General features: G+C 51.6%; 12 protein-coding genes. 3 read left to right on the forward strand and 9 right to left on the reverse strand.

The window, feature by feature from the left end; all coding sequences use genetic code 11:
- Positions 1 to 97: 97 nt before the first annotated feature.
- Positions 98 to 976 (forward strand): UTP--glucose-1-phosphate uridylyltransferase GalU, encoded by an 879-nt coding sequence (gene galU / locus B2Y11_RS04140; protein WP_291056569.1) that lies wholly within the window; start codon positions 98 to 100, stop codon positions 974 to 976.
- Between the two features lie 78 nt (positions 977 to 1054).
- On the opposite strand, the gene B2Y11_RS04145 is transcribed toward galU, so the two are convergent.
- Positions 1055 to 3151 carry a transporter substrate-binding domain-containing diguanylate cyclase gene (locus B2Y11_RS04145; protein WP_291056571.1) on the reverse strand — a complete coding sequence of 699 codons (2097 nt, stop codon included), beginning with the start codon at positions 3149 to 3151 and terminating at the stop codon, positions 1055 to 1057.
- Between the two features lie 810 nt (positions 3152 to 3961).
- Between B2Y11_RS04145 and B2Y11_RS04150 the strand changes: the two genes are divergently transcribed.
- Complete coding sequence (locus B2Y11_RS04150) at positions 3962 to 5422, forward strand: carbon starvation CstA family protein (protein WP_291056573.1); 1461 nt, start codon at positions 3962 to 3964, stop codon at positions 5420 to 5422.
- Between the two features lie 46 nt (positions 5423 to 5468).
- Here the strand turns inward: B2Y11_RS04150 and B2Y11_RS04155 are convergent, their stop codons facing one another.
- The 3 genes from B2Y11_RS04155 to B2Y11_RS04165 all read right to left on the reverse strand — a co-directional run bounded on the left by B2Y11_RS04155 (position 5469) and on the right by B2Y11_RS04165 (position 11858).
- Positions 5469 to 8357, reverse strand: a complete 2889-nt coding sequence (locus B2Y11_RS04155) for a UvrD-helicase domain-containing protein (protein WP_291056576.1) — start codon at positions 8355 to 8357, stop codon at positions 5469 to 5471.
- Between the two features lie 36 nt (positions 8358 to 8393).
- Complete coding sequence (locus B2Y11_RS04160; RefSeq protein WP_291056579.1) at positions 8394 to 9965, reverse strand: DUF6020 family protein; 1572 nt, start codon at positions 9963 to 9965, stop codon at positions 8394 to 8396.
- Between the two features lie 162 nt (positions 9966 to 10127).
- On the reverse strand, positions 10128 to 11858 hold the full coding sequence (locus B2Y11_RS04165) for a DUF6020 family protein (protein ID WP_291056581.1): 1731 nt from the start codon (positions 11856 to 11858) through the stop codon (positions 10128 to 10130).
- A gap of 257 nt (positions 11859 to 12115) precedes the next feature.
- On the opposite strand from B2Y11_RS04165, the gene B2Y11_RS04170 reads away from it, so the two are divergent.
- Complete coding sequence (locus B2Y11_RS04170; RefSeq protein WP_291056583.1) at positions 12116 to 13126, forward strand: uroporphyrinogen decarboxylase family protein; 1011 nt, start codon at positions 12116 to 12118, stop codon at positions 13124 to 13126.
- Between the two features lie 403 nt (positions 13127 to 13529).
- On the opposite strand, the gene B2Y11_RS04175 is transcribed toward B2Y11_RS04170, so the two are convergent.
- From B2Y11_RS04175 to B2Y11_RS04195, 5 genes are read right to left on the reverse strand one after another with little or no spacing between them, the layout of a single operon-like run.
- On the reverse strand, positions 13530 to 15257 hold the full coding sequence (locus B2Y11_RS04175) for an ABC transporter ATP-binding protein (protein WP_291056586.1): 1728 nt from the start codon (positions 15255 to 15257) through the stop codon (positions 13530 to 13532).
- 37 nt (positions 15258 to 15294) lie between these two features.
- On the reverse strand, positions 15295 to 16692 hold the full coding sequence (locus B2Y11_RS04180) for a PQQ-binding-like beta-propeller repeat protein (RefSeq protein WP_291056588.1): 1398 nt from the start codon (positions 16690 to 16692) through the stop codon (positions 15295 to 15297).
- Positions 16689 to 17561 (reverse strand): energy-coupling factor transporter transmembrane component T family protein, encoded by an 873-nt coding sequence (locus tag B2Y11_RS04185; RefSeq protein WP_291056590.1) that lies wholly within the window; start codon positions 17559 to 17561, stop codon positions 16689 to 16691. Before B2Y11_RS04185 ends, B2Y11_RS04180 begins: the two co-directional genes overlap by 4 nt.
- Positions 17539 to 19179 (reverse strand): ABC transporter ATP-binding protein, encoded by a 1641-nt coding sequence (locus B2Y11_RS04190; protein WP_291056592.1) that lies wholly within the window; start codon positions 19177 to 19179, stop codon positions 17539 to 17541. Before B2Y11_RS04190 ends, B2Y11_RS04185 begins: the two co-directional genes overlap by 23 nt.
- Positions 19176 to 20789 carry a hypothetical protein gene (locus B2Y11_RS04195; protein WP_291056595.1) on the reverse strand — a complete coding sequence of 538 codons (1614 nt, stop codon included), beginning with the start codon at positions 20787 to 20789 and terminating at the stop codon, positions 19176 to 19178. Before B2Y11_RS04195 ends, B2Y11_RS04190 begins: the two co-directional genes overlap by 4 nt.
- Between the last annotated feature and the right edge of the window lie 529 nt (positions 20790 to 21318).

The following is a 21318-nucleotide window of genomic DNA, read 5'->3' on the forward strand; positions in this document are numbered from 1 at the left end:
ATTGGATAAAAATTCATATGAAATTCGATTCTGCGAATGAATCAGCGCTTCCCTAAGAACCTTTTCAAAACATACATAACAGACAAAGGAGATACATATGCAGAAAATCAGAAAAGCTGTCATTCCGGCAGCAGGCTTCGGCACCCGTTTCCTTCCGGAAACGAAGGCCATGCCCAAGGAAATGCTTCCTATCGTCGATAAGCCTACCATTCAGTACATTGTAGAAGAAATCAAAGCCAGCGGCATTGACCAGATCCTTATCATTTCCGGCCATGCCAAAAGAGCCATTGAGGATCATTTCGATTCTTCTCCGGAGCTGGAGCAGCACCTTTATGAATCGGGAAAGATGGATCTTCTTCGTGAAGTACGGAAGGTGGCTTCCGTCAAAATCCACTACACCCGCCAGCAGTACATGAGAGGCCTGGGGGATGCCATCCTCTGCGCCAAGGATTTCATTGACGGTGAACCCTTCGGCGTCATTCTTGGGGACGATGTGGTATACAATGCCAATGGAGAACCGGCTCTCCGCCAGCTCATGGACCAGTACGAAAAAACCGGCGGCACCGTTATCGGCTGCCAGGTCGTAAAGCCGGAACAGGTATCTTCCTACGGCATCGTGGACGGTGTGAAAACCGATGACCCGAACCTTCTCAAGGTTAAGGACATGATTGAAAAGCCTTCTGTGGAAGAAGCGCCCAGCCGTTTTGCCGCTCTGGGACGCTATGTCATCACACCGGAAGTATTCGACGTGCTGGAACAGACAAAGCCCGGCAAAGGCGGGGAAATCCAGCTCACCGACGCCCTCCGCGTCATGGCCCACAACGGCAGTGTATATGCCTATAATTTCACCGGCAAGCGGTATGACACGGGAAACAAGCTGGGCTACCTGAAAGCCACCGTAGAGTTTGCCCTCCGCCGTCCCGATCTGGGGCCCCAGTTCCGCCAGTACCTGAAAGACCTGCTGGAGAAGGAATAAATCCCCGGCAATGCATAATGAACAAAAGACCGATACCTGTCATGAGGTATCGGTCTTTTAATTGAAAAATCAGGGAATTTATCTTCTTCTGCATTCAATTCCCATTTCATGATAATAGCGGGCCTTATCATCATACATGCGGTTATCAGCCAGACGAATCAGTTCGGATACAGAGGCATTGGGAAATTCTTCCCGGCTCGCATGGCCCAGGGACACAGCGAGGAAGCTGTTCTTTTTCCCCTTCCACTTCTTTGTTTCTTCCCTGAAATCTTTTTCCAGCAAACGGTAGGCACCACTTTCCATGTGCATAAGTCCTACAAATTCATCTCCTCCCACCCGGTAGCCCAGGCAGGTATAGCCTTTGTATGCATCTTTCCCACAGGTTCTGCGGAGGCACTGGCCCACAGCCCGGATCAGTTCGTCCCCCGCTTCATGGCCCCTGGTATCGTTGGCATTCTTGAGGCCGTTGATGTCCAGTACCACTGCCACCAGGAAGGGCGGCGGATTTTTCTCGATTTCATGCACCTTTTCTTCATAGGCCCGCCGGTTGGGAAGACCGGTAAGGAGATCCACCCTTGCCAGAACGTCAGCCTCCCTCTTCTGCTTTCCACGGAAGATAATCATGTAAACGAGGAGAGTCAGTACCAGGGTACTCACAAAGATGACCCCGATGACCTTGCCGTAATTCATTTTCACATACCCCATGAAATCAGGTTTGTACTCCTCATCCGCATGCTTCAGGAGGGATTCATTGATATGACTGGTTCCCCACAGAGTATGCATACGGCTCAGTACCATGTAAAGAGGATACTGCTCCCGGTTTACAGCTATGGTCAGATCCTCCCGGTGCGGGAGTTCCTGTTCCCTCAGACTTTTATCATTGGTGAGATAAATGGAAATCAGGTAGGGATTCACAATACCTGCATCAGCCTCATCGCGGCGCAGTGCATCAAATACTTCTTCCGGCGTAGCATAATGGATGATTCTGTTATGGGGATAGAAATCCTTCACATATTTTTCTTCTGCAGGAAAACTGTTCGCCACCGCAAATACGGTGTCTTCCGTAATCAGCTCTTCCTTCCTGCCCACTTTATACATTTTGACGGAAACCACATCCGGCGTCTGCAGAAGTCCGTCCTTTTCAGCCTCCGACGGTGTATCATACACAGGCATGGCCGCGTCAATCCTCCCGGCCTTCAGGTCTTCATGGAGAGTATCGTGGCTGGTATATGGAACATAGATGATTTCATTGGAGAGTTGAAAGGCGCGAAATCCATAATCCAGAAGATCGCGGAATGTGCCTTTAGCCTTCCCGTCCGGCCCTGTCCAGATAAAGGGAACCATGCGGGCCATGTATCCGATGCGGATGGGGCCATGGGCCTTGAACCAGATTCGGTATTCCGGCGTCAGCATGGCTGCATCCATGTCGTGCTGGAAATATTTCTGCCGAAGGTCCGCCTGGAAAGAAGGCGTATATACATGGATTTTAGCCAGTGCACGGTTCACATTCTGAAGCACATCTTCCCTTCCCGGCGTCACCGCAATAAAGGAATTGTCACTTCCCACAAAAGCCACGGGACTCAGGTTATCGCCGATTTCCTCCCGGGAGGTAAATTCTGCAATGCCGTCTACCTCTCCCCTATGCATGGCGGCAACCCGGGAATCAAAGCTTGGATACTCCACCACCTCAAGTCCCAGATGGTGTTCCTTATCAAAGTTACGGAGCCTTTGGGTAATGGTGGTATTAGCCCCTGCGCCTATCCTTTTCCCTGCTAGAGATTCCAGGGAAGGATAGAGGGATGATTTGTCCGCCGGCACAAAAATATAATAAGTTTCAATACGGAGAGGGAAATCGCTGAACCTGTATACTTCTCCTCTTTCCGGCGTATAGGAAACATTGGCCATCATGTCAATATCTCCTGTTTCCAGCTTCTTCAGCAGCTCAGACCAGGAACCATAGACATATTCATAGCGCCAGCGATTGTAATTGGCAATCATCTGCAGATAGTCATAGGTGTATCCGGATTTTTCCACTTCCTCAGGATGATTAAGGAACCGGTCCGGTATGGAATAGCCAAGGCGCACCACCTTTTCCTGAGGAATTTCCGCCCTGCTCAATACAGAAGGAAAGAAACATCCCACCAATAGAAAAAAGCTGCCAGAAGCCGGGCCCATATCAGTCTCACCAGGTATCATCTCTTCTCAAAAATAACCATGCCATATTATATTTTTATTTTAATCTAAATAGGAAGAAATGTAAATAAAAGCAAAACGCTTTGAAAGGCTGAAGAAAATAGAATAGGACAAAGATATATAACAGGATTTTAGAAAATCCATATCATAACCATCCAATCACTTCAAAAATGAAACTGCAAAAAGACGGTCATTTCGACGCCGTCTTTTTATATGCCCAAAAGTGCTGATTGAATCAGCTATTTCTTCCTTAATGGCACCGGCCTATTTCCAGGTCAGCCATTCGTTTTCGCTATACATTTATTCTATATCCCTATCGTTTCTCTATTTATATCAAAATAAGTGTACCTTCTCTTGCCATACTCCCCTGCTTATGCCCCAAACCTCCATAACTACAGGCTTTTTTGCCTGCATTTATTCTATGGACTCATGCCTTTATATCATAGCTATTTGGATTTATATCTTTTCATGTCATAGGAAAGTTTAAGATATACTTATTTCCCGCAGTTTGCATAAGAGTGTATCCTATTTCCTCTATTGACGAAATCCTGCTTCCGTTGTATTCTGTTATGCGTACAAAGCAACAAAGCAGAAGCAAATGTCATTGTATATGAGTTCTACTCATTATGGAGAGGACTTATTACAAATAATCATGGCATTTGAAGAGAGGAGATGGATTCCACAGGAAAGCTGAGTTTACTGCATTTGTTAAGATTTTACGGGATACAACAATCTAACCATGAAATGTTTCGCATAACCATTCATTTTCTCTGAATTTAAGGAGGCATACCTTTGACTACTTTTCTACTTGCTCTGGCTGCCCTCATAGCCGGTTATTTTATTTACGGCGCTATTGTGGATAAGCTCTTCGGACCTACCGACAGAAAAACGCCGGCGCTCATTCATAATGACGGCGTAGACTATATGCCCCTTCCTACCTGGAAGGTTTTCCTCATCCAGCTCCTGAACATTGCAGGCCTGGGCCCCATCTTCGGTGCTCTGGGCGGCGCTCTCTGGGGCCCCTCCGTATATCTCTGGATCGTGCTGGGCACCATTTTTGCCGGCGGCGTCCATGACTATCTCTCCGGCATGATGTCCATCAGGGAAGACGGCCACAGTATTTCCGAAATCGTAGGCTGCCATATGGGTCATACCATGCTCACCATTATGCGTTTCTTCTCCGTCATTCTTCTGGTTCTGGTAGGAACCGTATTCATGACCGGCCCGGCCATGCTCCTTGCCAAACTTACCGGCTGGCAGGTACTCCCCTGGCTCCTTATCGTTCTCTTCTACTATTTCTTGGCCACCCTTCTTCCGGTGGATAAAATCATTGCCCGTTTCTATCCCCTCTTCGGCATCTGCCTCATTATCATGGCCCTCGGCATTGCCGGCGGCATGCTCATGGGCGTAGGCGGCCATGTCATGCCTGAAATGGTTCTTGCCAACCTGTACCCCGGCGAGCACCAGCTGCCTATCTGGCCTCTGATGTTCATCACCGTTGCCTGCGGCGCTATTTCCGGTTTCCATTCCACCCAGTCTCCTATTATGGCCCGCTGCCTGAAGGATGAACGGCTCGGCCGTCCTGTATTCTACGGCGCCATGGTGGCTGAAGGCATTATCTGCCTCATCTGGGCTGCAGCCGGCGTCACCTTCTTTGACGGCACCGGCGGACTGCAGGCTGTACTGAAAGCAGGCGGCCCCGGCGGCGCAGTGTATGAAATCTGCGTAGGCTACATGGGCACCGGCATAGGTGCGGTACTTGCCATGCTGGGCGTCATTGCATGCCCCATCACCTCCGGCGACACTGCTTTCCGCGCTGCCCGCCTCACCCTTTCCGACTGGTTCCACATCGACCAACAGAAAACCGGCAAACGTCTCGTTTTCGCCCTTCCCCTGCTGGCTGTAGGCGGGCTTCTCTCCCAGATTGATTTCAATATCGTATGGCGTTATTTCTCCTGGACCAACCAGACACTGGCTATGATCGTCCTCTGGACCGGCGCCGTATATCTCTATCATCAGTGCGCTAACCGCTATGCATGGCTCATGGCCTGCATTCCTGCCACCTTCATGTCCGTGGTTACCTTCACCTACATTCTGCAGGCCAAGGAAGGACTCCAGATGGATCCCTCCATTACCTATCCTGCAGGCATCCTGTTCGGCGCTATCTGCCTTATCCTCTTCCTGAAGAAGACGGTCTTTGCAAAGAACGCTGAAAGAGAATGCAACAGTGCCATGGAATCCACTATGGAATAATCTGCCAAATGAAAAAATCCCGCTTTCCGGCGGGATTTTTTATTTGTCAGATTTCATCCTTTCTTCTTTCGCAGTAGGCCCTCCATTCACAGAGGCGGCAGCTTTCCGGCAGCTTCCCGTTCACCTTTTTCTTCCGGTGGTTGAAGTCCTCTGCCAGGATGCGGCGGGCGGTGCGGTCAAATTCCTTCATCCGCTCCTCCACCTGTTCCCTGCTGCCGCTCACCTCTTCCAGAGGCTGCTCCGTTTCACCGGTAAAGTAAAGGAGAAGCCGGCCCACCGGTGCTTGCAGCTTCTTTTCCACCAGGTAGGCATAAATGCGGAGCTGGCTTTCATATCTTTGGAAAAGGGGACTGTTCCTGTCAGGCCTGCGGCCTGTTTTGAAATCGATAATGTCCACCTTTCCTCCCCCGCTTTGGAGAAGGTCGATGGTGCCGTTCATGATATAATCGTCCTTTACCAGTTCCAGGGGATACTCCGCTTCCCGAATCATGGACCAGTCTTCCTGCCGATAGGACACATATCCCAGTACCTCCTGGAAGGCCCGTTCCAGCTCCTTTCGGGAAAGCCAGGTATTTTCCGCCTTGGAAAGGGCCTGGTAGTCCGCCATGAGCCAGGCATATACATTGGCCGGCGTCAGTCTTTCCTCATGACCGCCCAGCACGGTACGGTGAATGTCCTCAATGGTTTCATGAACCAGGGTACCGTAGAGAAGGGCAAGGCCCCGCACCGGCGCAAAGCGGTACACCCGGTTCAGTTTATACTTCATGGGACATTCTTCGTAAAGAGCCGCCTGGGAGGTGAAGGATATACGGGGCTTGAAGCGGCCCCTTTCAATGGGCCGGAAATGGAGCTTCGTGAAATCGATTTCCCCACTGTCATACTCCGGAAGACTTTCCAGGGGCTTTTGAAATACCTCTGCCGGAGACTTTCCCTTCTGCACATGGCAGGCCAGGGCCAGCACCGTTTCCGCCCGGGAAAAGGCGGTGTAATATTTCCTGCGGAAATCAAAATCCCGTATATCCCGATAGGGCTCATAGGAGGACCTGCCTGTCATCTTTTCCACTACCCGGGAAATGAGGCTGTCTTCGCCCCGGGGCTTTTCGTGGAGAGACGCCACAATGACCACCGGATATTCCAGTCCCTTAGACTGGTGGATATTCAGGAAGGAAACCTGTCCGGAAGGCGCATAGGCCTCTTCATCTTCATATTCCCCCACCCCGTTTTCATACCACAGCCTGAGGTAGGTGGCAAAGAAGGTATACACATCATCCAGCGTTTCCTTGCCGTAGCCGTGGTTTTCCTCAATAAAGCAGTCGAAGCGGCTGATGAGGCGGGTAATGGCGGCCAGATTTCTGGCTTCATTGCATTCCTTTTCCGCCGCTTTGTCTATCCACTGCGAAAAGGGGGCAAAGGATAGGATTTCATAGGTCAGGGGCAGCAGATTTTGAGGCAGCTTCTTTTCCCTTTCTATTTTCCTTTTTATCTGACGGACCCACTGCTTCAAGTCCCCATGCTTTTCCATCATCACTTCCGCCATGGAAAGGAAAAGGGCATATTTCCCGCGAATCCCTTCGGTTTCGTCCATTTCCCGGCTTTGGCCCAGTTTTCTACGGATAGCGGAGAAAAGGAAAAGCAGGCAGCCGAAGAACCAGGCTACTTCCTTCCTGTCGAAGAAATGACCGGAACGGGGCGCATACACCGCAATATGCCTCTGATCTAAGGCATACTGGAGACGAATGGAGGTGTCCCCTTTTACAGAATCAAAAAGGAGAGCCACCTGGTTGTAGTCGGTGATGCAGCCCTTCTTCATGAGCCCTTCGATGAAATCGCACACCCTTTCTTCAAAGCGGCGCTCATTGGCTGACGCTGTAATCCTCACCACCGATGGCACCTTTTCCCTGCCACCGGCTGCTTCTACCATGCCTTTCCGGTAGCGATAGAGCTGTCCCATCCTTTCCCAGGAAAACCAGTCCGGCTGGGCCATCCAGCGCATGCAGAAAGACACGATGCCCTGGTTGGAGCGATAGTTTGTACGGAGCGTAATCACCCGGCAGTCACTGCCGAAATGGCGCTTGAACTGAAGGATATTGGCCACCGTGGCGCCGCGGAAGCGATAAATGCTCTGGTCGTCATCCCCTACCACGAAAACATTCCTGTCCCTGCCGCCCAGAAGCTGCACCAGCTGCTCCTGGATATAGTTGGTATCCTGGTATTCATCCACCAGAATGTAGAGGATTTTTTCCAGCACCCGGCGCCGGACATTTTCCTTTTCCGAAAGAATATAATAAGCTTCGGTCTGCAGCTTGGTGAAATCGAGGAAGTTCTTCTTCTTCGCCAGCTTTTCATACCGTATCATCATCCAGCCTAAAACCCTGGTCTTTTCATCGCTGCTTACAGTCATGTCCGCCGGATTCACAAGCTCTTCGGAAAGGCGGTTCACATACTGGCAGATGGTGCGGCACCGCCGCCAGGGAGAGAAAAGGATTTCCTCCCCCGCCTTATTGATGTAAGAAAGGGGAACCACCAGACGGAAGTTGGGAATCTTTTCAAATTCCTTCAGATTCTCATACACCATGTACTGCTGTTCAAACTGATCTGTCTCGATGAAATTCCTCTCCAGCCTTGTATATTCCCGAAACTCCTTCAGGAGGCGGCGGCAGATGTGGTGAAAGGTGCCGATGTACATTTCATGAAGATTGATTTCAATGCCCTGGCGGGACAGCTCATTGGTGAGGCGGGTCATGAGCTCCTTGGACGCTTTCACCGTGTAGGTGACAATCATGATCTGCTCCGGCTTCACCTTCCGGTCACGGATGAGGTAAAGGACTCTCTCGATAATGGTATAGGTCTTCCCGGTACCGGGGCCTGCAATGACCAGGGTGGGTCCCTCGGAATGAATGGCTTCATACTGGGCAGGATTCTCTATTTTCTCCATAAGAAAGCTCCTTATAAAATACGGCAGAGTAGGAAATCAGATTTCTTCCCTGAGGAAGAAAAGAATCAGAAGCAGGGGCAGCCCCAAAACATAGGCGAAGGAATAGCGGAACACTGCCGACGCCGGCGTAGAAAGAAGAAGGGTGGCCGTATTGGCCAGAAGAGGAAGGGCTGCCAAAATGAGCCTTCTTCTGCCGCTAAGGTAGAAGAGGAGACAGAAGAAAAGGGTAATCCACAGGCAGAGCCCGCTTCCCAGAAACCGGCTTCCGGAATAGGTATAATTTCCAAGAAATGCTTTCAGACCAAAGGGCATGGGGAAGTCTCCTAAAGCCAGCATATCATTGTCCGAAGGCTTCATGTTCTTCGTGTTCTCGTCAGACAGGGCCCAGCCGAAGCGGGACTGCACCCCATGCTCCAGGGGATCCAGATTCCAGAGGGCGTAGGTTTCCGTCATCCATCCTTCTACATATATCCTCGGATTCTTAAGACCCGTATCTATCCAGGCCTTAAGAAAGGCCGCCTTTTCCCGGTTCAGATCATTCCGCCTGAAATCATCGTCCCATTTCACAAAATCCACGGTGGCAGGCGAATAATCCTTCTTCCATTTTTCTTCCGGAAGAAGGTGGTTCATAAGGAGAGCGGTCTCATCACTTCTCTCTCCTCCCATAACAAGCACCCTCCCTATCTGCTGCAGGGGAATGGCCATGCTTTCCTGGAAAATGGGCTCCCAGTGATGACAGGACAGAATCATGCGCCCAGGAAGGATGGCTGCAAAAGCACAGACTATGAAAATAGCCGCCGGCTTTTTCCATGATTTCCTGTAAAAAGAGGACACTGCCATAAGGAAAAATACAATGTAAACGCCGTTGCTTCGAAGCAGCATAAGCCCCAGAGACAGAAGGGAAAGAAATATGTATTCCCTCTTTCCCCAGCTCTCTTCTGCCATGAGAACCATAAATCCTGCAAGGCAGAGAGAAAAGAGGCCGTCCCTTACAGCGGCCATACCGTAATTTCCAATGATGGGAAGCAGCAGGAAATAGAAGTAAAGTGGTATGGCTGCATACCTGCTGTGCCGCCGTTTTACCCAAAACACAATCTTCGTAAGGCCCCAGGCATACAAAAGAAGCTGCACCAGGGAGAAGAGAAATATCACCGGCTCCCGGCTGCCGAAGAGATACTTCCCTGCCATGGATCCATATCCATAGAGGAGAGAATACAGCCAGGGAAACTGCACCCCGCCATAAAGAGGATTTTCCATCATGAAAAGGGTATCATTCATACCGGGAGCGGGATAAAGGGACAGAAGAAAGGGCACCTGCCACAGGGCCATGAGAAGAAAGGCCGGCAGAAAGAACGGGCTCTCCCCTCCCTTTTCACTTTGGCAGGGCAGGGTAAGCCACAGCCTTACAAAAGGCGGAAGCACCGACGAAAAGAGGAGAAAAAGAAGAAGCAGCACCCATCCATCATGGCCGGTCAGTATGATCTGTCCGGTCTCTGCCACCTTTTCTCCCATACTGTCGATTTTATAGGTATACCAGGCTGCCGGCGAAAGAAAGAAGGCAAATACCATGGATGCCCGGCAGGCCCTGTCCCAGCGGAAAAGTTTCATTGATTTCTCCCCAGAGAAGCGATGATTCAATCACTATCTGCTTTTATTCGTAAAATTTGATGTAATGAAAGGAACGGGAAAGGAAACAGCAGTTAAGGAGTCCCATGACGAAGCAGTGCATATCCTTAAAAAAGCAGATTCTATGAATGAATCCGTGATTCCTTAGTCCTTCCAGTGTGTATAGCCGTCATTCTTCGGCCCTTCTGAAAGCATGGAATTCTGTATCGGTTTCCTCTTTACCACCACCGTGTCCGCCCATTTCGTCCTGCCATATTTACCTTCCGGAAGGAAAGGAAGCAGCAGGAAAAAGGGCATGCAAAGGGGAAAGAAATAGACATAGCGATATACAAATGCCGCAGGCGTGGCAATCATCAGAGTACCCCAGAGAAGGCAGGCTGGCAGGAGCACCAGAAACCGGCTGTACTGCCGCCTGTAGAAAAGGAGGAGGCCCATGCACAAGGTAAACCACAGGCAGGTGCCGGCTCCCAGGTAGCGGCTGTGGTTCCACATGAAGGTGCCCAGCTTCTCCTGGGTACCTTTTTTGAAAAAGGTGTGGATATCCGCCGTTTTATAGGCATTGTTATAGTCAGGGCTTAAACCGTTCTTCAGGTCGCCTTCAGAGAAAGCCCAGCCGAAGCGGGACTGTGTCATTTCATCAGGCGCAGGAAAAGCCCAGTAGCCGTAGGTGGCAAAAAGCCAGGCCTCCACATAAACCTCTTTGTTCCGCTTCCCCAGGGATTTCCAGTTTTTCCAGAAATCATCGGGATGGCTGTTGAAATAGTAGAAATCAAAATCGCTGTTCCACTTAATGAGGTCCACGGTGAAGGGGTCATACCATTTGGCAATGCGTCCGGGAATCATCATCTTTATGGAATAGGCTCTCTCCTCCTCCGTCAGCGGCGCCCCCACCGCCACGGCCCGGGAAAACTGCTGCAGAGGAATGCCCACCCGTTCCTGAAAAAGCTGGGGTAGATTTAAAATCTGCTTGATAGCCACATCGGGAGTCACTGCAATGGCAATCATCACAAGTCCGGTGAGAAGAAGATTCACACGGATTCCCTTCATAAGCCATACCAGAAAAAGAAGCATGACCACAAACACGTAAATCCCGTTATTTCTAAGAAGCATCATACCCAGGCCTGCCAGAATGAAAAGTCTTTTATTCGACTCCCAGGCATTTTCCCTGTATCCGGACACAAAGGAGGTGACCAGGGGCACCCAGAGAAGGATGGTGACGGAAAAAAGCACATCCTTCACATTGGAAAAGGACATATTGGCAATAAGGGGAAGGAAAGCATAGTACAGAGTCAGAAGAGAGGTAAGCCAAAGCCTGCCGGTCCGCCGGTAAATCCAGGAAAGACAGTAGGCAATACCTGCAGAAAAGAGAAACATCTGCACCACCGACGCCGCCGCCAGGCCATAGGAGGTGGTGTGAAAAAGCATATCCGACGCCTGGGTGAGTCCGTAAATAAACATGCAGTAAATGAAAGTATGCTGTCCCGTGGCCCATATGCCTGCCCGCATAATATCGGTGGTGTCATTCATGCCTGTGCCCGGATAAAACACAAGAAAAAAAGGCATCCATGCCAGAAGCAGAAAGGCCATGATGAAGGCAAAGGGAGCCTCCAGGGGACTGCCCTCTATCCCTATTTTCTCCGAAAAGGAAGACAGGCTGCCGGCATACTTCATGAAGAGAGAAATCACGACAAAAGTAAGGACGGAAAGAGCCAGCACCCCCACCATGTCAGAACCATGGAGCAGTGCCTCCCTGTTCCAGGGAGAAGAGCCGGGATGCCAGCCGATACGCCATGTGTAAAATTCAGAAAAGCCCATGCACAGAGAAACAATCCCCGTAAGCAGGGCCAGCCATAATCTGTCTTTATATATATTCATAACCTGACCGCCTTTGATTGTATCTGTATTATACCTTTTTCAGAAAGGGACTGACAAGATGGAACGGAAAGCGGCTCCTTCCCTCCTTTCGGCCCCTTTGGTGCCTGCAGCACCACCTTCCCCTGCAGGCGGGGCAATAAGTCAGTAAGAAGCTGCCCCACTCCCCATTACTTTCCATTTTTCATCCATTATCTTCCCTCCCCTTCCTATGGTATAATTAAAAAAATAAATAAGCCTGTTTCTGAAAGGAGATTGCTATGAATAGAGAAGAACGAATCAGAGCGGCCCTGGCGGGCAAAGAGGTGGACCATGTGCCGGTGGGCGCGTGGATGCACCTGTCTGAATTTGACCAGGATCCCATTTCTCTGGCAGAGGCAGAAGTACAGTTTACAGAGAAATATGATTTTGACTATATTAAAATGATGCCCTTCGGCCTCTACAGCACCCAGGACTTCGGCAACCAGATTACCATTTACTGCGATCCCTACAGGGAACCAATCGTCAAAAACTTTGCCATTAAGAGCCCTGCGGACTATGATACGCTGAAGGCCATCCCCGCCATCCAGGGCACCTACGGCAAGCAGATCGAATTTGCCAGAGAGCTGATGAAGAGGAGAAAGCCCGGCACACCGGTGATCCAGACCATTTTCAGCCCCTTCTCTACGCTGAAGAAAATGGCCGGCGACCGCCTCCTTATGGATATGATCAACTACCCTGCCTCCGTTCACCATGCCCTGGCCGCCATTACCGCCACCACCCTTGATTTCATCGGCTATAACATTGACGCCGGCGTGGATGGCTTCTTCTTTGCCACACAGAACGCCACCCGCTCCGTCATGAACCTTCATGAATTTGAAGAATTCGGCCAATTCTATGATCTGCAGGTCATCAAATCCTATGCAAAGAAGACCTGGTTTAACGCAGTCCATATCCACGGAGAAGACATCTATTTCAACGAAGTGGCCTCTTATCCGGTAAACTGCATTAACTGGCATGACCGCCACACCTGGCCCAGCTTGAAGGAAGCCAGAGCCCTTACGGACAAATGCCTGCTGGCAGGTATCAAGTCCGCCCCCTACTTCGTAGACGGCGTCCTTAAATACGACGACATCATTCTGGACGGCACGCCCGATGAAATTACAGCCCATGTAAAAGATGCCATTGCCCAGGTAGACGGGAAAGGCCTCATCCTGGGCCCCGGTTGCGTAGTAAATCCCAAAGCGCCGGAAGAAAACCTCCTGGCCCTGAGAAAAGCAGTAGAAGCGTAAGAAAAAAGAATGCCAAGAAATGGTTACACATTTCCTGGCATTCTTTTTAATTTCAGAAGGTTTCCTGTCCGGCTTGACGCGATTGCTAATCACTACAACAGGAAACTATTCGCATACAGGTTCCCGTCCGACTTGCCACTGCTGCCATTCACCGCGGCAGGAAACTTTATGCATACAGTTTCCCGTCCGGCTTACCACTGCTGCTATTCACCGCGACAGGAAACTATTCGCTAAGGGTTTCCCGTCCGGCTCGGCACCACTGTGTTTCACACCAACAGGAAACTTTTTGCGAATAGTTTCCTATCCGGCTTGTCACCGCTGCCGTTCACCGCGGCAGGAAACTTTTTGCGTAGTTTCCTGTCCGGCTTGTCACTGCTGCGGCATGGCGCCGCTACCGGCCCCCCTATTCCTCATTCTTCTTTTTCTTCTGGGCCTCATAGAGCTCATAGTATTTGCCCTTTTTGGCAATGAGGTCATCATGGCTGCCGGATTCTATGAGGCGGCCGTGGTCAAGAACGTAGATGCAGTCCGCATTTCTCACGGTGGAAAGGCGGTGGGCGATGATGATGGTGGTTCTGTCTTTAGCCAGGTCATCCAGGGTAGCCTGCACCGTTTTTTCCGTCTGTGTATCCAGAGCGGAGGTGGCTTCATCGAAAATAACCACCGGCGGATTCTTAAGGAACACCCGGGCAATGGCAATCCTCTGCTTCTGCCCGCCGGAAAGCTTTACGCCCCTTTCCCCTACCTTTGTGTCATAGCCATTGGGCAGGGATTCGATAAATTCATCAGCCGCCGCCAGTTTCGCCGCGCGGCGGATGTCATCCATGGAAGCCCCTTCCCTGCCGTAGGCAATGTTTTCTGCAATGGTGTCGCCGAAGAGGAATACATCCTGCTGTACAATGCCGATTTTCCGCCGGAGATCCTTTTGGGCAAATTCATTCAGGTTATGGCCGTCCAGGGTGATGGAGCCCTCCGTCGGTTCATAGAACCGGAGGAGAAGACTGACCAGGGTGCTCTTGCCGGCGCCCGTTTCTCCTACAAAGGCCACGGTCTTGCCGGCGGGAATATCAAAGTCCAGATGATGGAGAATCAGCCTGCCGGGCTCATAGCCAAAGGACAGGTCGTGGAAATCAATGTCCCCTTCTACATGGGCAAGAGCCAGGGGATGGGGCGGATCCTGAATGGAAGGCTCTGTGTGCATGATTTCCTCAAACCGGTGGAAGCCGGCCATGCCCCTCTGGTACACCTCTGCCAGAATGGTGAGGCGGAATACAGGACGCATGAAGATATTCACATAGAGAAGGAAGGCTACGAAATCGGAAAGGAGCAGTTCATTCCTTGTAATCATCCAGCCCCCTGCCAGGATAACTACCACATTAATAAAGTTGGTAAAGAAATTGATACTTCCGGAGAAATAGCCCACAAGGCGGTAGGACTCAAATTTTGTATTTCTCAGTTCCACACTCTTTTCCTCAAACCGGGAAAGTTCGAAGGCTTCCTGGGCAAAGGCCTTTACCAGACGGATGCCGGAAAGGCTTTCCTCCGCCCTGGCCGCCACTTCTCCCGCCATTTTCCTGTTCCTGCGGAAAGCGCCTTTCATCTTCCTGTTGATTTTCACCGTGTGAACGGCCTTTGCCACCAGAAGGGCGCCGATGAGGAGGGCCAGCTTCCAGTTCATCAGAAGCATAACTACCAGGGTGCCTGCCATGATGACACCGCAGAGAAGCACATCGTTGGGCCCGCGGAAGGAAAGCTCACTGATTTCCGTAATATCGCTGGTAATGCGGGAAAGGAGCTGTCCCGTCTTTTCATTGTCGAAATAATGGAAGGACAGCTTTTCAATATGACCGAAAAGATCCCGCCGCATATCATGCTCAATGGAAGCGCTCATCACATGGCCATAGTACTGCACCATGAACTGGATGATGAAATTAATGATATAGAGGAGAAGAAGGATGCCGGACCCCCATAGGAGCCGGTGCATATCCTTCTCCGGCAGCACCTGGTTTATCAGGTTCCTTACCACCATAGGGAAAATCAGATCCAGCCCCGCCATGGCAAAGGTGCCGATAATGACCCATACCAGGATTTTCATGTAGGGTCTGTAGTATTTCATAAATCGAGTAATCATAAGTATCTCCTTTATGGCCGCCGCAGGCGGCGGCCACCTATGTCTTCCATATATGAAGCCTGTAGGCGCCCAGGAGGCTTCCTTCCGGCGTAACCGCCGGCACTTCGATGCCTGCCATAAGGGTGCCGTCATCGGATATGGCTATGTTCTGCAGAGGGCCTTTTGTATGATACCGGACGAGACGGCTGCCGTCTTTAAGGGAAACCAATTCCGCCCCGTGGGCTTCATAATCGTGGTTTCTTACATTCCGCCCTACAGCCAGGGCCGCAAGGCCGCCGGCGCAGCTCACCGCCTCGATTTCTCCGGGGGCTGTATATTTCCAGCGGAATTCACCGTCCAGGGAAAAATAGAAAAGGCTGTTGCTGGAGGGGTGGATTACCGGTGCCGCCATCTGCCAGTTGTCCTTATTAAAGGTATTGATGGTATCAAAGAGCACACCGTCAGCAAGGGGAATGGCGTCCCGCCCGGCAGCAAAGAACCAGGTGCCCCCTATTTCCTTAGCCTCCGACAGAGTCCTTTTCCAGAGAAGACTGCCATCCCTGTCAAAGAGGAATCCTCTGCCGTCACTGGTCATGGCGGCAAGATACCGGCCGTCACGGGAATAGGACGGGCCGTTTCGCATGGGCACGGTCCGGAAAGGCTCTGCCTTTGGGATAGATACTTCATGGAGCAGCTCCCCTGTTTCTCCCTGAAGTACATATATATTCTTATTATACTCCAGATTTTCTATTTTTGATTTATCATAATTGGCCGTACCGAAGGCAAAGCGGCTGCCCTCAGGGGTCACATCCCCCCAGTTCACCCAGGCGTCCATAGGCTTTTCTTTCGGATAGCACCATCTTTCCCTGCCATCCCTGGTAAAGGACACCACCCGGCTTACATATCCTCTCTGCCCGTTTTCCATTACCGTAAACCGGTAAAACAGAGCATACACATTTCCCTCATGGTCTGTGGAAATATGGATGGCCTGAGGGTCTGCCCGGATGTCCGGTTCTCCTCCGATGACATCAAAGCCCCGGAATTTCCAGAGCACGTCGCCGGATTTGACATCCATGGCATAGAGAAAGCCGTCGGGACTTTTTTCACCGGCATACACCCTTTTTCCGTCTTCCGACAGGGTCAGGGCACGGATGAGGCCATTTCCCAGAGAGTGACTCCATTTTTCACTGCCCTCTCTTGAAAGATGGCGCAGCTCCCCATTGGCGGTGCCGATCATCCAGCCGCCGTCGGAAGGAGTATACAGGACTACGCCCCCATCAAATCCCATGCGGTCATAATTTCTTCCTGCCATCTCTCCCAGCGGCACCACCAGGCCGGCATCCCTGTCCTTCGGAGAAAACATCTGCCAGGGCGTTTTGCTGCCGGTTACCAGGAAAAGAACGGCCCAGGTGGAAGCCAGAAGGAAGAAGAGAAGCATCGTTTTCCATGATTTCATAAGTATAATTTCGTCCAGTCATAAACCATTCGGAGCATACCGAAATAAAAGCCTTTCAGGGAAAGGGCATAGAGTATCTTGGAAATACCGCAGCCCGCTACAAAGAGGGCAGCCAGCAGACATACCCCCTTTTCCCTTTTCTCCCAGGGTCTTCCCTCCCTTTCCCTGGCCAGGAAAAGGCCGCGGCTGGTGACGGAGAGGGAGAGGGTCTGGGCCCGGCGAAGGCAGCGGGCCAGAAGAGGCTTGATCATGTAGGGGATATGGCGGATTACGCCATGCCTTCCCCTTCTGGATCCGCTTCGGAGCTGCAGGGCCGTCATCACTTCTCCCGCCTCCGCCGCCAGAATGGGGAAGAAGCGGATGGCCGTCACCAGCATGAAGGATGCCTGAGGCGACAGGTGCCAGGATGTGAGCCCCTTTAAAAGATCCCGGGGATCGCTGGTCCAGCACACAAGGAGCCCTAGGGCTATCATGGAGGCAGTACGCATGCCCTGTACCGCTCCGTAAATAATGCCTTCCCGGTAAATATACAGACCGCCGGTAAGGGAGCCCAGGAAAGGGAAATCCGGAGAAATCAGCATAAAAAGCGGAGTTCTCGGATTCTGGGCAAAAAAGAGGGCCTGGCTGGAAATGGATCCCCACAGTCCCAGCAGCAGGAATATGGAAAGCATTTTCCATTTATGCACCGGCGTTTTTCCCAGAAAGTGGAGAAGCAGGGTTATCGTGAAAAGGATAAACAGACTGCGGGCATTATCCACGATAACCATCATGAATGCGTATAGAAGAAGGATGCACAGCTTAGTCCTTCCGTCCAGGGCGGAAATCAACGATTTCCTGTCCCCTCCTTCAAAGGTCTGCCGAAACGACATGGGCCAGCACCTCCTCTATGGTGACACAGGGTTCAATGGAAAGTTTTTCCGAAACATCCAGCATAGGCGGCAGGGCAAGGCCGCTTTCTTTCATGAGCCGGCGGCAGCTGAACAAATCATGGGGACTGCCGTGGGCTATGAACTGTCCTTCTTTCAGCAGATACACTTCCTCTGCCAGATCCGCCGCCAGTTCCATATCATGGGTACAGATGAAAACAGTTCTTCCCTCTGAAGCGGCCATGGTGAGCATATGACGGATGTCCCGGAGGCTTTTCTGGTCCTGTCCGGTGGTAGGCTCATCCAGAATCAGAAGCCTGTTGTCCTTCCTGGCCAGAAGGGCCCCGAAAACCACCCGGAGCCGCTGCCCCTTGGACAGGGCCAGGGGAAAATCATGACGGTAATGGGCCAGATGAAGTTTATGAAGAAGCATTCCCAGCTCCTCTTCCGAAAGATCCCTGTTATTCCAGGTCAGTTCTTCTTCCACCGAATCGGTAAGCAGCATGAGATCCGCTTCCTGCCGCATGAAGCCTGCATGGTACCTTTCTTCCTCCGCCGGCTTTCCATCAATCAGCACCTCGCCTTTTTCCGGCTTCAGAAGTCCTGCCAGCAGATTAAGAAGGGTGGATTTTCCTGCACCGTTGAATCCCATAAGGGCTGTAATGCTCCCCTGCCCTGCCGTAAAGGAGAGCCCCTTCAGCGTTTCCGACGGGGCTTCGGGATAGGTGTAGTGAATATTTCTTCCTTCCAGAACCACCAGCCCGCCGGAAGGACGGCTCCCTGAAGGCACATGGGGCGCAAAGGAAATCCCTGCCCTTTTAATTTCAGCCACCGTAGTTTCCATATCCGAAGAAGCGTAGGGCAGATGGAGCCTTCGGGCCAGCTTTACAAGCTGGGGTTCCCGTATGCCGTACCTTTCCGTATCCCCCATTTCATTCCACGCCTGCTCCGTAGGGCCGTCATAAATGAAGCGGCCCTGATCCATAATGCAGAGCCTTGGAAAATGGGAAGCCAGTTCATTTACCCTATGCTCCACCATGAGGATGGTCATACGTTCTTCCCGGTTCAGGCTGTGGAGAAGGGTAAGGAAATCCCGGACGCCCTTGGGGTTCATCTGGCTTACCGGTTCATCCAGAATAAGAAGACGAGGATGGGTGACAAGGATAGACGCCAGTGCCAACCGCTGCCGCTGACCGCCGGAAAGGGCATGAATGCTTCTTTCCTCCATGCCCGAAAGCCCTACCCTGTCCAGGGCCAGGGAGACTTCCCTTCGGATAGAGCTTTCACTGTCACCCCGGTTTTCCAGGGCAAATCCCACTTCGTCCGAAAGCGTCATAGCAAAGAGCTGGTCGTCAGGAGTCTGGTACACCGTACCGGCCATGATTCCTATGTCCTCGGCAGTCATGGAAAAAATATCCCTGCCGCAGAGGGTCATGGAGCCTTTCAGGTCCACATCCTCCAAAAGCCCGGTCACCGCTTTAATGAGGGTGGATTTACCGCAGCCTGAACGGCCGGCAATGAGCACCATTTCTCCTTCCTCTGCCTGAAAGGAAAGATGGCTGATGGTATCCCTGTTTCTTGTCCTGTATCGGCAGGAGAAATCCTGTATATCAAGAATCATGAGCCCATCACCTGCCTCAGGCGGCTCCCCGTTTTCCAGCCCAGGAAACTTCCCAGACTGCTGTAGAGAAGGCCGTTAATCACCATGTACAGACCGATAAACCAGTCTGCATAATAAAGACGATAAAAAAGCATGAGTTGCTGCATATTGATGAAAGTAAGCCCTGCATCACAGATACCCATCACAAGGGATATGAAAAGGCCATAGGCCAGAGTGAGCTTTTCCTTCCGGTAGAACCCCGTCAGGAGAAGGGCCCCTTCAATCACTGCAATGGAAGAAGCGGTGAGAAGGATGCCTGCCGGCGTTACCCGGCCGAAGAGAATAGCCGACAGCAGCCAGCGAATCAGGTAGAAAAGGGCAGTCACTCCCGGACGGCGGAAAAGAATGAGCAGCGACATAAGGAGCATGTACTGCACCACACCGCTTAAAAGTCCCGTCACCAGTCCGGAAAAGGGCCCCAGAATCACATGAAGGAAATCTCCCAGAAGGGTCACAGGCACCACCACGCCGCCGAAAGCCAGGGCTGCAAAGAGAGCGGCTGCAATGTCGCCTCTGGCGCCGATACGGATCATGGTTCTTCTGATCCGCCCCAGTGAAAGAAGAATCAGCAGCAGACAGCAGGAAGAAATGGCAGTGGACAGCAGTCCGGCGCTGCGGTTCTTCACCACCGTCAGAGGAATCTCCGTCAATTTTTCATTTTCCCCATCCGACAGGGTAATGCGAAGATTATAGTCTCCCTCTGTCATAGCAAAAGGATTGGCATAAAGGGGAATCACCGCCGTCTGCATTTTTCCTCCATTCAGGGAAAAATCTGCTTCCGTGGAAGAAGAATGATCCAGATCCACATCCCCCTCTTCCGGAGAAGACGACATGAGCCCTTCCTTCACCTCGCCGCTCCCCCGGTCCACAAGCTCCGCCTTGAAATGGACAGTTCGCACGTCCCTCCCGGGGTTTCTCATATCCAAAAGCAGGTACGTATCCGGTTTATCCAGCACCGCTGCCCAGTCAATGGGAGCGCCGGTGAGACGGTGCCTGATATTTTCCAAAGTCACATCAGGAAGCACCATGGTATTAGGCGAAAGGCGGGCATCCGTCTCCCCCTGCTCATTCACCGGCAGCACCACCGACTGGATATACCAGGATTCCTGCCTGCCACTGGCCTCCTTTTCCTCTGCCGGTATATCTTTGATGGTAAAATCCACTTTTTGGGAAAGACCCCAGTCCTCCCCTGTCACCCTGACAGAGAGAGCTCCTTCTCCTTCCGACAGGGAAGGAGACAGGGCCACCGGAATAACCTCAAATACATTGCCATAATCTGCAGGAAGGGTGAGCTCCATATGGATGTTTCCATCCTCCACTTGCCATCTCTTTCCGCTCCTGGCCGAAAGGCCTTCAGGCAGGGAAACAGTAACGGAAGCCCTTTCTTCCGGGTGGTTGAAATGATCCAGTGAAATAAAAAGGAGCTGCGTACTGCCAACGCTGGCAGGGATTTCCTTTGACCCGTTCAGGCTGTAGGGGAACTGCACTGTCAGATGAACCGGCGCCTCTGCCGAAACGGGCAGAAGGAACGCAAGCCAGCCGAGCAGGAGCATAACCAAGCGGAATATCATAAAAAACCTCACTATAGGGAAACCATCATATACTTGCTTCATTATACTATATCCGGGCCGTTTCACGGCCCAAGGTCCAGAGGGGATTGAAGGGGGCGGGAACCTTCGGCCCCGAAGGTTCTTAAGGTTCTCAGGTTTGACAGCCGCTCCGCGGCTGAAGGTTGTGGACTGCCCCCTCAATGAATTATAAAGTCAGCGTTACACGCTTACCTCCCGTCTGGCGTAGAGGCAATAGCAGTCAGCAGTTAGCATCCGGCTGAGTTCGACTTATACCTGTGTCTTATGCAGGGACACCATTCCGGTGGTTAGATGAACACGGTCAGCCGGCCAGGAAAGCGCCTCTATTTTTCTCGTGTCCCCTTGCGGTGGCAAGGGAACTGGAGTCACACCAGGGACCTGAAAATCCAGTGACACGCTTCCCTATGGGAGACGCCACGTAATGGCAAAGGGTGCACAATGGGACAATAAAGCTCCGATAACAGGTGCTCTGCCATGTGCTGTATGCCTACTAAAGAATCCCGGTACGGCG

It is taken from the genome of Dialister sp. UBA1703 (assembly GCA_002320515.1).
Taxonomy (GTDB): Bacteria; Bacillota; Negativicutes; order Veillonellales; family Dialisteraceae; genus Dialister.